Genomic DNA, 12,477 nt, shown 5'->3' with positions numbered 1-12,477 from the left:
CAAGGGTCTGGAGAAGGTATTGTGAATAATGCAATTGTCTTCAAAATAGACGGCGTTGAAGTCAGGGGTAAACCCGGACAAACAATTATGCATGCCGCCGACGAGGCGGGCATCTATATTCCGCGTCTTTGCGATGTTGAAGGGTTGGAACCGCAGGGGAGCTGCCGCGTATGCACGGTGAAAATCAATGGCCGGACCGCGGCCGCCTGCACGCAACCGGTGGCCCCCGGCATAGAGGTGGAAAACGATACGCTGGAAATCCGGAACTGCCGGCGGGATATTGTCCGGATGCTGTTTCACGAAGGGAACCACCTGTGCCCTTGCTGCGAGGCTAGCGGACGGTGCGAGTTGCAGGCACTGGGATACCGGCTTGGGATTTTGCAGCCCGACAAGTACCCCTATTTACAGCCGGTGCGTCCGGTGGATGCTTCCCATCCGGATATCATGCTGGATACCAACCGGTGCATACGGTGCGGCCGTTGCATCAGGGCCTCGCGGCATATGGATCACAAAAACGTGTTCGGCTATATCGGGCGCGGGATTAACAAACAGGTGGGAGTGAACGGAAAAAACCTGGCACAGACCAACGTCCATATCGACGATCATGCCGTGGCCCCGGGCATCTGTCCGGTCGGCTGCATTATTCAGAAACGGCGCGGATTTTATGATCCGGTCGGCCAGCGCAGATTCGACTTGCATCCCATCGGAACGGAAATTGAAAAGACTCCGAAGGGGATCAAAAAATGAAAAAAAAGCGCATATCCACCATATCCCTTGCGGGATGTTTTGGCTGCCATATGTCCCTGCTGGATATCGACGAGCGGATTTTGGAACTGGTCAAACTGGTGGAGTTCGACAGAAGCCCCGTCAACGACCTGAAACGGTTTAAGGCGCGATGCGATATAGGGTTTATCGAGGGTGGATGCTGCAACGAGGAAAACGTCCATACATTGCGGAAATTCCGCAGGAATTGCGATGTGCTGGTTGCCGTCGGTCAGTGCGCCGTAATGGGGGGACTGCCGGTGATGCGGAACGCCATAATGCATTCAAAAGACCCGCTGCGGGAATGCCTGGAAACGGCATACCTGAACAGTCCGTATGTATATAACCCGACGAACGACATTCCAAACGACCCCGCGTTGCCGCTGATTCTCGACAAGGTATACACGTGCGCCGAGGTGGTAAAAATGGACTACCAGATTCCGGGGTGCCCGCCTTCGGGCGACATATTGTGGCAGGCGATAAACGCCCTTTTGAACGGAAAACCATCGGATTTGCCCAGCGAAGTAATCAAGTTTGATTAGATGCGGGCATTGGAGATTATGCAATGACTAAAACACGGGTTATTGAGATAGAGCCGATAACGCGTGTCGAGGGGCATGGAAAAGTCACCATTCACCTTGACGACCATAATAACGTGCGCGAGGCACGGCTTCATGTTGTCGAATTTCGCGGATTCGAGCGGTTTATTTGCGGCCGCCCTTATTGGGAAGTCCCGGTGATCGTCCAGCGGCTGTGCGGCATATGCCCGGTAAGCCACCACCTCACCGCGTCAAAAGCGATGGACATGATTGTCGGGGCGAAGAAGCTTACGCCAACGGCGGAAAAAATACGGCGGTTGATGCACTACGGTCAAATCATGCAAAGCCATGTATTGCACTTTTTTCATTTGTCTTCGCCGGACCTGCTGTTCGGTTTTGATTCCGATCCTGAATCGCGCAATGTTTTTGGCGTAATTGAAAAAATGCCGGAATTGGCCGTGCAGGGCGTCATGATGCGCAAATTCGGCCAGGAGATTATTAAAGCCACCGCCGGAAAAAAAATACATGGAACCGGCGCCGTGCCCGGCGGGGTGAACAAAAACCTTTCCATCGCGGAACGGGATGTTTTTTTGCGCGATATAGGGCAGATGAAGACATGGGCGCTCGGCGCGCTTGATATTGCCAAAAAATACACCTTTGACAACCTTGCGGCCGTGCAAGCGTTTGCGGTTTTCAATTCCAGCCACCTTTCCCTCGTGCGCGAGGATGGCGCGCTGGACCTTTATCATGGAAACCTGCGGGCCCTGGATGCCGGGGGAAACCTTATTTTCGACCAAGTCGATTACCGCCGCTTTAACGAGTATCTTATGGAGGAGGTAAAGCCGTGGTCGTATATGAAATTCCCATTTATCAAATCCCGCGGACATATTGACGGATGGTACCGCGTGGGCCCGTTGGCCCGCATGAACACGTGCGGGTTTATCGATACCCCGGAGGCGGGCAAGGCCCTTGTCGAATTCAAAAACCTTACCCGCGGCGCGCCAAACCATATGTCGCTTGCCTATCATTGGGCCCGGATGATAGAGACGCTGCATTGCGTGGAGAACATCGAAACATTGCTTAATGACCCCGACCTGCAGGGAACGGACCTGATGGTCAAAGGGGAACGCGCGGGAGAGGGAATCGGCGTGATTGAAGCGCCGCGCGGCACACTGTTCCACCATTACAAGGTTGATGCGAACGACCAGGTTACCTTTTGCAATCTGATCGTTTCCACCACCAACAACAACGAGGCCATGAACCGCGCCGTTAAACAAGTCGCCCAGGATCATATTTCGGGAAAACCGAAAATAACGGAAGGGATGCTAAACCACGTGGAAGTTGCGGTTCGGGCCTATGACCCCTGCCTTTCCTGCGCAACGCATGCGATAGGGAAAATGCCGCTGGCGATTGAAATGTATGACGCGGATGGAAACCTTGTCGACCGGAACAGCCAGTATATTTGATTTAACTTCCGGAACAGTCCTGGTGATCGGCTACGGCAATCCTGGCCGTATCGATGACGGCCTTGGTCCGGCCTTGTCGGCCCTGCTTGACGCGCGCGCCCTCAAAGGGGTGTCCGTCGAAACGGATTACCAACTGGTTGTGGACCATGCGCATGAAATAGCCCGGCACGATTATGTCATTTTTGCCGATGCGGCCATAAGCGGCCAAGCCCCGTTCTCGTTTACCGAGATACCCATCGCGGCCACGCAACCAACATTCAACAGTCATAGCCTTTCGCCGGAGGCGGCGATGTTTTTCGCGAGGACGATGTTCGGCGCCAAAACAAAAGGGTATATCCTCGGCATCCGCGGTTATGAGTATGAAGGATTCGGCGAGGGTATATCGGAACGGGCAAAGGAAAACCTTGATGCCGCCTTCCTGTTTATTCTGGAATTGCTCGGGCAGGGGAAAAGAATAAGTTAAAATGCGCTCCGGCGGGGGTGCGCCGATAAGGGAAAGTATCCCCTATTCCAACAAAGCAAGATAACCCGAAGAATGTGGGGCCTACCTGCCCGGCGCGGCGGGGGGAGTGGTTGCCATCTGGTTGGCGGTATGTTCCTTTTCCGTCAGATGCCTAAACACATAGGCCTGCGCCGGTGTCAAAATCGCTTCCACGCGGCTCCTGGTCTCTTCGAGTATTTCCTGAATCTCCGGGGAGAGTTCTTCGCGCGCGGCGGTAACTTCTTCGTGCGACTGGTTTAATATTTCGCGCAGCGTGTCCACCTGGGCGGGGCTGAGATTCAGCTTTTTGTTCAATCGGCGCACGATGACTTCATGAAACGCATCGGGATTCCCCCGCATCAGGCCTTCCAACCGCTCTTTATACCAATGGCGCGCGCCGATCCATCCCGTGGCGGCGCCGACAAGGAAAATCACCAATACCCCGGTGATTCCTTTCAACTTTGCATTCACTGTCAGTCGCCCGTCATATAACGAACCATCTGCACCTCTTCATGTCCCGCGCCGATGGCGGCGATATGAACGCCCCCCTGCGGGCCGGCGACGGTATACACCCATCCCCCCACCGCCAACAGCAACGCTAAAAACATGGGAGCAAGCTTCCACGCCATGAAAAACACCGCCGGCTCCCCGGCTTGGCGCTGACGCAAAGCCGCCATCATCCTCGTTTCAAAACCGTGCTCGATGCGCGTGGTATCCACCGCCCGTTCGCGCAACGCCAATAACAGGCGATCCAGTTTTGCGTCATCCATGTTTCAACTCCTTTTCCAGCAGTTCTTTAAGCGCTTTACGGGCGCGATGGGCGCGTACTTTTACGTTCCCTTCGCTTATATCCATAATATACGCCGTTTCCTTCACGCTTTTCTCTTCCAACTCCAAAAGCGTCAACACCAGCCGCTCGCCGGGACGCAGCCGCTCCAGCGCGCGCGCCAATGCCGCCAGTTCCTCCGGCGCGGCTCCGTGCGTTTCCGCCGGAGCCTCCAACATCCACTCATACAGGTCAACGGATACTTCCGCCCGGCGCTGTTTCCGCTTGCGCAAATAATCGTGGCAGGTATTGGTGGCGATGCGCGACAACCAGTGCCCGAACGGCGCATCGCCCCGATAGCTTGCCAGGTTCTCGTAGGCCTTTACAAAGACCTCTTGGGCAATTTCCTCAAGCTCCAAGGCATCACGGGCAATCCGTGCCGCCATGCCAAAAATCTTCCCTTTGTGCCGGCGGATCAGCTCTTCATACGCCACGCCATCCCCCGCGCGGACCTGGTCAACCAGCCGCTCATCCGGGATACCCGCGCCAGCGGAATCCATTTCTATACCCCCGCTATCCGCCGCACTACCGGGGTTGTCCGCTTTCCTGTCTTTGGCCCGCCAAACGCCCTTTTTTAAATTTTGCCGCCTGCTCTGGCGTCAGCTGACTCATCACTTCCTTCAATACCCTGTTCCGCTCTATAGCGAGTTCGCCCTCGATCTGGCCGATGTCCTCGCCTACGCCGGCGATGGCCTCTTCGGTGGCGCCGGGATCGTCAATCAGCGTCCGCATCTGGCGGCGCTTTTCAATATACCGCGCGCTGGCGCCCGCCAACGCCCCTTCATGCGCCACGAATATGGCGCGTATCTTCTCCTTCTGCTCCTTGCTAAGACCAATACGTCCAAGCCGGCCGCTAAAAAATAACGCGGCCGTCGGCTCTTTGCGGCGGTCTCCCGCCATCGGTTTAACCGTGGCGGCTCCCCCTTCGGCCCATGCGGCACTCCGCCCCCAACCATCCATTGCCGTCAGCGCGAAACCGGTTAAAAAAAGAGCAACAACAATCCGCCGCATAATGCTTTATCCCTTTCAAGAAAGACGTATAAGCAGTATTAAAGGTTACGCGCGAAGAAATATCAAATAGGGAATTATCGGAAACAAAAAAATAAGGCGGACGCCCCCACGTGCCCATCCGGGCACGTGAAGGGACGTCCGCTTTTGATTGCGAAATAAGCGGGAGCTTATTTACCTTTTGCTGCGGGGGCCGCTGCCGGGGCCGCTGCGGGCTTCGCTTCTTCAGCCTTCTTTTCTTCCTTCGGAGCCGCGGCCTTTTCTTCAGCCTTGGCTTCGTGCTTCTTGTGTTTCGTTTCGCCGGCGAACGCGGTGCCGCTGGTAACAACCATCGAGACAACCATCAAGGCAACGAGAGCTTTAGAGAAAGTGTTCATGTTCAAGTATCCTCCTAAATTGTTAATAGGTTCTGACTATTGCCCATTTAGACGCATGAGTTGCGGAAAGGTTACACCGCGCCCCCCTTGGCGCATCAGCGATATACAACCTATTGATTTTACGTAACACTTCCCATTAGCGGAGTTCTTGCAACCGTCTGAGCGCCTGTTTTTTTGCTTCCAGGGTATTTTTTACCCTGAATTCGGAAACATTGTTCTGAGCCGCGTTGAGTAATATCCGGTCGAATGATCCGATGACGGCGCTTAAGACCTCGGCGGATTTTATCTTGCCGAACTTGTCTGAACCCGCCAAGGGGTCGTCCAAATCAATGCCGGCCAGCTCTTTTACCTTGCCTTTTTCGGCGTCATACGAAAAGGTTCCGGCATAATCGGGATGTATGATTACCACCCGGCCGGCATCCGATTGACCGGCATCGCGCAACAATTTTTCCTGATTGGCGATCACCACCGCGAGGCTGTCTATCATCTTGTCGGCATCGCTCTTGCCCGGTGATGGCTGGGCAGGCGGCGGCGCGGCGGTCTGCAAGCCGCCCATGTGCGCCATAATGGCGGTGCGAGCCAGCAAATAAAGCTCCGAACCGAGATTGAAGAAAAAGGGAAAGAGGAACATCGCCAGCAACAGCCTCCAGAGACGGGGGCCGTGGCACCGCACGTCCGCCGTGTGCGCCGTTTTGGCGGGCGGCGCGGCCTCTTGCGGCGCGCGCTTTACTTCATGTTTTGGCCCTTCTTCCCCCGCCGTTTTCTTTGCGGCCGGCTCCGCCAAAATATCCATCCCTTTTTCCAACGGCATGGAAAATGGCGACCCCTCTCCGGCGCTCCGCGCGGCTTCCGCCGCCGGGCGCTGCGGCGCGTCGTTTTTATCTGCCATCAGCCAAAACTCCCTTAAATGGATGCTCTCCCATGGGACGCGTGTCGACCGCTATCAACCCCTGTCTGCCAAGGATGCCGACCACCACTTGACTCATAAAAGCGGCATCCGGCGCGATAATCAGTTGTACGCTCTTATCCAGCCGCTTGCCAATCGGCGGTTCCCCCCGCCCCATCAGGCTCGGGACTGCCGAAACGCGCAGCGTATGGCCGCCCGCGCTGATGATGTCATCATAATACACCCCATCGGCTCCCCGCCGCAGCGGCTTGCCATCCAGTGAAATCTCAATGTTTCCCATGACAACCCGGCCGTCCGAACCGCCGCCGATGTGGCGGCGGTACTCCATATCCACATACTCGTCCAGCGGCGCCATGAAAAGGTTATCCACCCTACGGCCCGAAAGCATGGCGCCGCCATCAACCATGATTTTAAGATAGGCGTGACGCGCGGCACGGTATGCCACCAATACGTCATCCGGAGCGCCATTGGCGATATTGTATTCTCCCGCGGCCACGGGATAGGTGGAAGCAAAGACCTTAGCGGTGTTACGCAGGTCATATGCCGTCACAGTGAGAAGAAGGCCGCCGGAACGGACATTCCCACGCGCGGCGGCGTCCAACGCATCCACATAAGCAAGCCGTCCGGTAACAAACCAATCCGCATCGAACCGCGTGGCGGCCTTGCCGCGCGCCAGCCCCCCGGCGGAGGCGCCGGTTTTCACGTCATATTCGTCCAGCATGGCGCGCAATGCGCCCCTCTCCACACAACGGAATTGCGGCTGGCCGCAAAGCGCCTCCCGCAATTGAACATAGGCGGCTTCCGAAAGGCGGGTTTCGTTGCCGGCGCCATCGGTCACATCCGGGAACGCCACTGTCACAAAATTCCGCGCCGGATCGGCCATCGAGGCGGCCATCATCCGCATCAGGCCGAAATAACGGCTCTGCCGCCGCTCGTCCGGCAGGGTGTAATCCAAATGGCTGCCCGCGAAAATCTCCCGCGTGGCTGATTCCAGCGAACCCAGCACCGTCCCGCCATCAATACCGGTGATCACCAAACGTCCGACCCAGGCCAGTAACTCATCGCCCCGGTCGTCAACCGTGCCGGTTTTCGTCGACTCATAAATGTCCATCCGGTCCCCCGGCATCACCGCTTCGGGGTTTTTCAGCTTTAATTTTACCCGATCCCCCACGGTGAGCAGGGTAATGCTTTTTTCCCCCGCCTCGATAAACCCTTTCATCTGTCCGATGCCCTTCATTGCTCCGGGTTCGGCGGCGTTTGCTCCCCAGGTAAACAGCAGCAGAAGCCCCGTAGTGAGAATCAGACGGACCATTACGGTGTTAAGCGTATCCTGTTTCATCGCGGGGAGGTATTTGCGGCGGTCCGGTGTATGGGGCGTACGGCATTTTTTTGCGGCTCTTTTGAGTCGGCGGTGCCGGAGCCGCTCCCCCAGAGGATCAGCAACAGCAACGCCGTCCCCACAACCAAACGCACCATCAAGTTAATGTTACTTTGTCCGATCATGTGAAATTGCCCCTTACAATGCGCGGCGTAATGAAAATAAGCAGCTCCTTCTCGTTATCGAGATCCTCGCTTCCCTTGAAAAGCCAGCCAATGACCGGTATTTTTGAAAGGAACGGCACCCCGCGTTCGGTGCCTGTCTGCAGATTCTCGAATACGCCTCCCAACACGGCGGTGCCGCCATCCGTCACCACAACGCTGGTCTCCACCGAACGGGTGAGTATCGAGGGAACGTTTTGAACGGGGTTCGTAAAATCAGCGTCGTCCTTATGGGCGGCGATTTTGAGCGAAATTCTGTTGTCTGGCGTAACAAACGGGGTGACTTCCAGCGAGATGACGGCGTTTCTAAATGCCACGGTGGTCGCCCCCGACGAGCCGCCGGCCGACTGCTGATACGGGATTTCACGGCCACTGGCGATCTTTGCCCGCACGCCGTTGATGGTAACGATTTTCGGGTTGCTCAAAGTTTTTCCCTTGCCGTCGCGCTCCAGCGCGCTGAAGCGCAGATTGAGGGACGAAGTGCCGGCGACGTCACTCAACGCGATGCTTACCGCGGCGGGTAACGCGCCGGAATTGGAGGGATCAGTGGCCGGCAGATCCACCATGCCGTTCGATGTTCCCATCGCATAACCGTTTGAGAGCGCGCCCCCCGGCGTGGCGGCAAGCCCGTTGGGCACCAGCGCCGTGCTTCCCACCTGCGCGCTGCCGGCAAGGCCGACAGTGGCGGGAAATACGCTGCCAGTGGTGCGCGCCGCGAGCCCGCCCCACTGAACGCCAAGCGAGCGGCTGTGGCTGCGCATAACTTCGACAATGCGGGATTCAATGAATATCTGCTGCTGCGGAACATCAATATCCTCGATGCGCCGCGCCACATCCTCAATATCCGCTGGAGTGCCGTACGCGGTCAAAATCGACGCTTTGCTGAATGTGCTGAACAATATGCGGAAGCTTGACTGCGCCGGGGCCGCGGCGCCCTTTTCGGCGGAAGCATCGGATGACGGCATTTCACCGGGGCCGCTGAAAATCCGGTCCAGATAGGCTTTCGCCTCGTTCGGTTCGGCGTATTTCAGTTTAAACGAACGGAATGTGCGCCGGTCGTCCGCCTGGAGTTGTTTGGACTTAAGCGACGCCGCCAGGATGGAACGCTCCATTTCAGCGCGATCCTGCGATAAGCGGACGCGCTTAACGTCCTGTTCTTGCGCCGCCATGTAATTCTCGTAGGTATTGACCACCACCAGGTTGTGCTCCTCGGTGATAATCAAATTGTGCAGCCGGGCGACGGTGGCAAGCGCCTCGCGCCACGTAACGTCCTCCAGGTAAAGCCCCAATACTTTACGCGATCCGACATCGGGGTGTATCACATAGCGAAAGTTGCGCCCCCGGTCGCTCAACATGTTAACAACCGACTCAAGGCTGGTTTCCTTGAAATGAAACGAAAAGAGGTTTTCCCGCCGCTGGCGGTTTTCCGAGCCGCCGCGCTCTTCATCACGCAGTTGCAACAGGTACGGCTTGGCCGAATCATCCCCATGGGAGCTTTGTATGGCGCCCGCCGGCGGAATTGAGGGAGCGGCTGCCGTTTGCGGCTGTGACGGAAGAAAAGTTACGTCATTTTTTGCTGGTTCAACTACAATTTTTTTGGCCGGAGGGGTAGCGCAAGACGAAACCGCAAAGAAGAACGACAATAGCAGCGCGTGATACGCCGGGCTATTCCTTCTCCTTGAGCGGTTCAACATACATTCTCCAAGTCTTTTGCGGGGAAACCAGCACCACATATTTCAGTGTAATGTCCATAATCCGCGCTCCATCAACCACATCCCCCACCTTATGGGGGATACCATCGATGTAGGCGACATGCTTGCCGCCCGCGTCCACGACCATACCCAAACGTGATACCGGCTTGTTCCCAAAAGTCCCTTTGTCGCCGCTTCCCCCGCCGAAATCGAAGGGGTTGCGTGACTTGGATGATTCAAGTTCCGTACCAAACACGGCATCCGCCAGCAACGACAGTAATAAAAGTCCTAAGATTGCCTTTTTCATAACTTACCGGTAGAAAATCTCAATCCCCAATTTGGTATTCAGCGGCAATTCCCCTTCCGAAACGCCGCCCCCGGCGATATGCCGTTTCGGGCCGCCAACGGCTATTCCGGCCATATTGCTCCGCTCCATCTCCACGGTATTCACCGAAATGGCATAGGGTAAATCCATTACTTTCAGAAAATAGTTAACGGCGCCATGGTAGGTGGATCGATAGGAGAGGACAATCTTGCTTACCGTGTAATCCACCTTGACGGTCCGCATTGCGCCGACATGGAGAGGCTCCCCCGGCGCGGCCCCCGTTGCGCGTTCCACGGCGAATTCCCTGCTTTTGGAAATCACCCCGGTCTTTATGTCCATCCCCACCAGTTGCAGGGGGATTGCGCCGGCCGCTTGACGCAGCTCGTGCAACAAGGTTTCAGCGGGGCGGCGTGATTGTAAGCCTTCGGCAAGCAGCCGCCCCTCCTCCCGCTTTTTCTCCAGTTCCAAACCGAGGCCGGCCAAGCTCCCCTTAAGCTCTTCAAGCCGCCGGCTGCCGGCCCGTATGCTCTGGTATTCGGCGTTGAGCCGCGCGAGACGGGCATCCTTATTCAGTGCATCCCGCACGGAGTTTTCCAGCACGAGCGCATAGCTGGCATACAGCAGCAAAACGCCCGCCGCGGCGGCGCAGAGGAATTTTTCACGCCGCGAAAACCGTTTCCAATAATGGAGCAGGGAATCTTTCATAGCTGTTCCCGCCGGATGTCCGCCGCCAGCGTGAACTTCAGATAGGCGTTGCCGCCATCCGCCGCCACCTCGCGGGAGCTTATGAGTGTGGCGTGGGTAAAAAACGCGGAGTCCCGCATTTTTTCCAAAAACTGCTCCAGGGTTTTCACTTGCCCGCCCGCCCCGCCCCGGACGCGCCCTTCAAACAACGCTTGCCTGCCATACATGACGCCATCGGCCGCATACTCCTTCGTGTTGCCAAAGCGGAAAATGAGGCGATCCAGCGCCATATCGTCCGGCATCAGCCTCCCCACTTCCCCATACAGTTCCTTCCAGCCGATGCCGCGCCCTTCCAGTTCCGGGTATGCCGCCTTGCGGGCGTCAATTGCCCCGATCTCCCCGCGGATGTCGGCCATTTTCGCTTCGATGACGGCGCCGGCGTCATGCGCCCGCTTGAGAACGGCAATTTTCCCCTCCACCTCGGCGATTTGCGCATCCAGGCTCTTACGGTATGCGGTACCCGCCAAGCCGGCACCCAATACCAGCAGGCAATAACACGCCGCCGCCGCCGCCGGAAGCCGCGCACGCAGCCAATTCCGCGGCGACCATCGCTTTTTTTCCGGCAGGAGATTGATCCGCCGCCCCTGATCCAGCGCCACCCCCACCGCCACGGCGCAAGCGGCTCCGTTATCCCGCGCCGCCGCCAGGCCCGGCCCCTCCGCCGCGATAAAATCGCCGAACGGGTTGTAGACCGAGAACCGGCAGCCAAGCGCATCGGTAAGATATTCGGCAAGGTTCTTTATCCGGACGGCGGAGCCGATGAGGTAGGCCGGCGGCACGGAGGAATGCTGGTATTCATTGCGGTAATAGTCGAGCGACCGGCCCAACTCCGTCACCATCTTATCCAGCGCCGGCTGCAAACGGGCTAAAACCGTTTCTCCCGAAATCCCCCTGGGTCCGTGTGCGCCGAGACTATCACCGCGTGGTATCCCGAAGAACGCGACAAGCGTTTCCGCCTCTTCGCGGGAAACGGCGATTCCCCCCCCTTCCGCCTCATACGCCCCCGTCAGCGCATCGGTAAAACCATCGCCGCCAAAACCGATATCGCGGGTAAACCGTATGCCGCCTCCTTCAAAAATATAAACCCCGATATGCGCCCCCGATATACTGATGAAAGAAACCGGGACGCTCGTATCGATAATACGGGAGTGCTCCAGCAGCGCATCGAGCGCCGCCGGAACCACCGTGAGGGCGATTGGCCGAAACGGCGAACGGGAGAGCATCTGATGGTGGCGGTCCGCCTCGGCGCACTCCAGCGCCGCCATCAGCACCGGCATCCGGCCTTCCGCGCCACCCGGCAGAATGCAGCCGTCCAGCGCCGCGGTCTCCATCGGATACGGTAACGCCTCGGCCTCGGTAAAACGAAGTGATGCCACCAGTTCGCCCTGTTCCATGCGGGGCATCTCCAGAATCCGCACCCGCAAGCCGCGGCCAGCGGCGAGAATGGCGGCGGTCCGCCCATGCAGGCTGTTTTCCCGGGCGAGGCGGGTCAGCAGCCGCGAGACATCGGGGGAAAACGGGTTCTGCCCTTCAAGCGGCACGTCAGCCAAAACGTTAAGATAAAAACCACCGCCGCCGCGCTTCAGATCAATCAGGCACAACCTGCCGCTGCCGATAACAATGCCGGTATGCGAATTAACCAGCGGAAAGTTGAAACGGGCCGCAAGCCCCTGAATGCCATACAGGAGATGTGGATTATTATTCAATATGTTATAGATAGCTGGTGGTTATCCAGTGGTTATTTTTTGTCTTTGATGTCGGAAAGCTGGGTAACTGGAGCAAGAGAATGAACGCTTGCGAGGGGCAGGGCAT

General features: G+C 57.3%; 16 protein-coding genes. 4 read left to right on the top strand and 12 right to left on the bottom strand.

Annotated elements, in window-relative coordinates; genetic code table 11:
• Window positions 1-18: 18 nt before the first annotated feature.
• From HZA03_08275 to HZA03_08260, 4 genes are read left to right on the top strand one after another with little or no spacing between them, the layout of a single operon-like run.
• Window positions 19-747, top strand: coding sequence for a (2Fe-2S)-binding protein (locus HZA03_08275; GenBank protein ID MBI5637949.1), 729 nt, complete (start codon window positions 19-21; stop codon window positions 745-747).
• Window positions 744-1,304, top strand: a complete 561-nt coding sequence (locus HZA03_08270) for an NADP oxidoreductase (protein ID MBI5637948.1) — start codon at window positions 744-746, stop codon at window positions 1,302-1,304. The genes HZA03_08275 and HZA03_08270 overlap by 4 nt, the downstream gene beginning before the upstream one ends.
• 23 nt (window positions 1,305-1,327) lie before the next feature.
• On the top strand, window positions 1,328-2,767 hold the full coding sequence (locus HZA03_08265; protein MBI5637947.1) for a Ni/Fe hydrogenase subunit alpha: 1,440 nt from the start codon (window positions 1,328-1,330) through the stop codon (window positions 2,765-2,767).
• Between the two features lie 22 nt (window positions 2,768-2,789).
• The gene (locus HZA03_08260) at window positions 2,790-3,230 is read left to right on the top strand and encodes a hydrogenase maturation protease (protein ID MBI5637946.1); all 441 of its coding nucleotides are present in this window, start codon (window positions 2,790-2,792) and stop codon (window positions 3,228-3,230) included.
• A gap of 81 nt (window positions 3,231-3,311) precedes the next feature.
• Here HZA03_08260 and HZA03_08255 read toward each other — a convergent pair whose 3' ends face one another.
• From HZA03_08255 to pilM, 12 genes are all read right to left on the bottom strand, one after another.
• Window positions 3,312-3,719, bottom strand: a complete 408-nt coding sequence (locus HZA03_08255; protein MBI5637945.1) for a hypothetical protein — start codon at window positions 3,717-3,719, stop codon at window positions 3,312-3,314.
• Window positions 3,720-3,721: 2 nt separating this feature from the next.
• The gene (locus tag HZA03_08250; protein ID MBI5637944.1) at window positions 3,722-4,018 is read right to left on the bottom strand and encodes a hypothetical protein; all 297 of its coding nucleotides are present in this window, start codon (window positions 4,016-4,018) and stop codon (window positions 3,722-3,724) included.
• Window positions 4,011-4,574, bottom strand: coding sequence for a sigma-70 family RNA polymerase sigma factor (locus tag HZA03_08245; protein MBI5637943.1), 564 nt, complete (start codon window positions 4,572-4,574; stop codon window positions 4,011-4,013). Before HZA03_08245 ends, HZA03_08250 begins: the two co-directional genes overlap by 8 nt.
• A 25-nt stretch (window positions 4,575-4,599) precedes the next feature.
• The gene (locus HZA03_08240) at window positions 4,600-5,085 is read right to left on the bottom strand and encodes a periplasmic heavy metal sensor (GenBank protein MBI5637942.1); all 486 of its coding nucleotides are present in this window, start codon (window positions 5,083-5,085) and stop codon (window positions 4,600-4,602) included.
• A gap of 167 nt (window positions 5,086-5,252) precedes the next feature.
• On the bottom strand, window positions 5,253-5,465 hold the full coding sequence (locus HZA03_08235; protein MBI5637941.1) for a hypothetical protein: 213 nt from the start codon (window positions 5,463-5,465) through the stop codon (window positions 5,253-5,255).
• A 130-nt stretch (window positions 5,466-5,595) separates the two neighbouring features.
• The gene (locus HZA03_08230; GenBank protein ID MBI5637940.1) at window positions 5,596-6,348 is read right to left on the bottom strand and encodes a hypothetical protein; all 753 of its coding nucleotides are present in this window, start codon (window positions 6,346-6,348) and stop codon (window positions 5,596-5,598) included.
• Complete coding sequence (locus tag HZA03_08225) at window positions 6,338-7,678, bottom strand: hypothetical protein (protein MBI5637939.1); 1,341 nt, start codon at window positions 7,676-7,678, stop codon at window positions 6,338-6,340. The genes HZA03_08230 and HZA03_08225 overlap by 11 nt, the downstream gene beginning before the upstream one ends.
• A gap of 23 nt (window positions 7,679-7,701) precedes the next feature.
• A complete protein-coding gene (locus tag HZA03_08220) occupies window positions 7,702-7,842 on the bottom strand; it encodes a hypothetical protein (protein MBI5637938.1) in 141 nt (46 codons plus the stop codon).
• A 23-nt stretch (window positions 7,843-7,865) separates the two neighbouring features.
• Entirely contained in the window at window positions 7,866-9,365 is a 1,500-nt protein-coding gene (gene pilQ, locus HZA03_08215; GenBank protein MBI5637937.1) for a type IV pilus secretin PilQ, read from the bottom strand.
• Window positions 9,366-9,570: 205 nt separating this feature from the next.
• On the bottom strand, window positions 9,571-9,903 hold the full coding sequence (locus HZA03_08210; GenBank protein ID MBI5637936.1) for a hypothetical protein: 333 nt from the start codon (window positions 9,901-9,903) through the stop codon (window positions 9,571-9,573).
• Window positions 9,904-9,906: 3 nt separating this feature from the next.
• On the bottom strand, window positions 9,907-10,626 hold the full coding sequence (locus HZA03_08205) for a type II secretion system protein M (GenBank protein ID MBI5637935.1): 720 nt from the start codon (window positions 10,624-10,626) through the stop codon (window positions 9,907-9,909).
• Complete coding sequence (gene pilM / locus HZA03_08200; protein MBI5637934.1) at window positions 10,623-12,371, bottom strand: pilus assembly protein PilM; 1,749 nt, start codon at window positions 12,369-12,371, stop codon at window positions 10,623-10,625. Before pilM ends, HZA03_08205 begins: the two co-directional genes overlap by 4 nt.
• Between the last annotated feature and the right edge of the window lie 106 nt (window positions 12,372-12,477).

The organism is Nitrospinota bacterium, from assembly GCA_016217735.1.
Classification (GTDB): domain Bacteria; phylum Nitrospinota_A; class UBA7883; order JACRGQ01; family JACRGQ01; genus JACRGQ01.
Note: the sequence above shows the minus strand (reverse complement) of the source record. Positions and strands in the feature narration are given on the sequence as shown.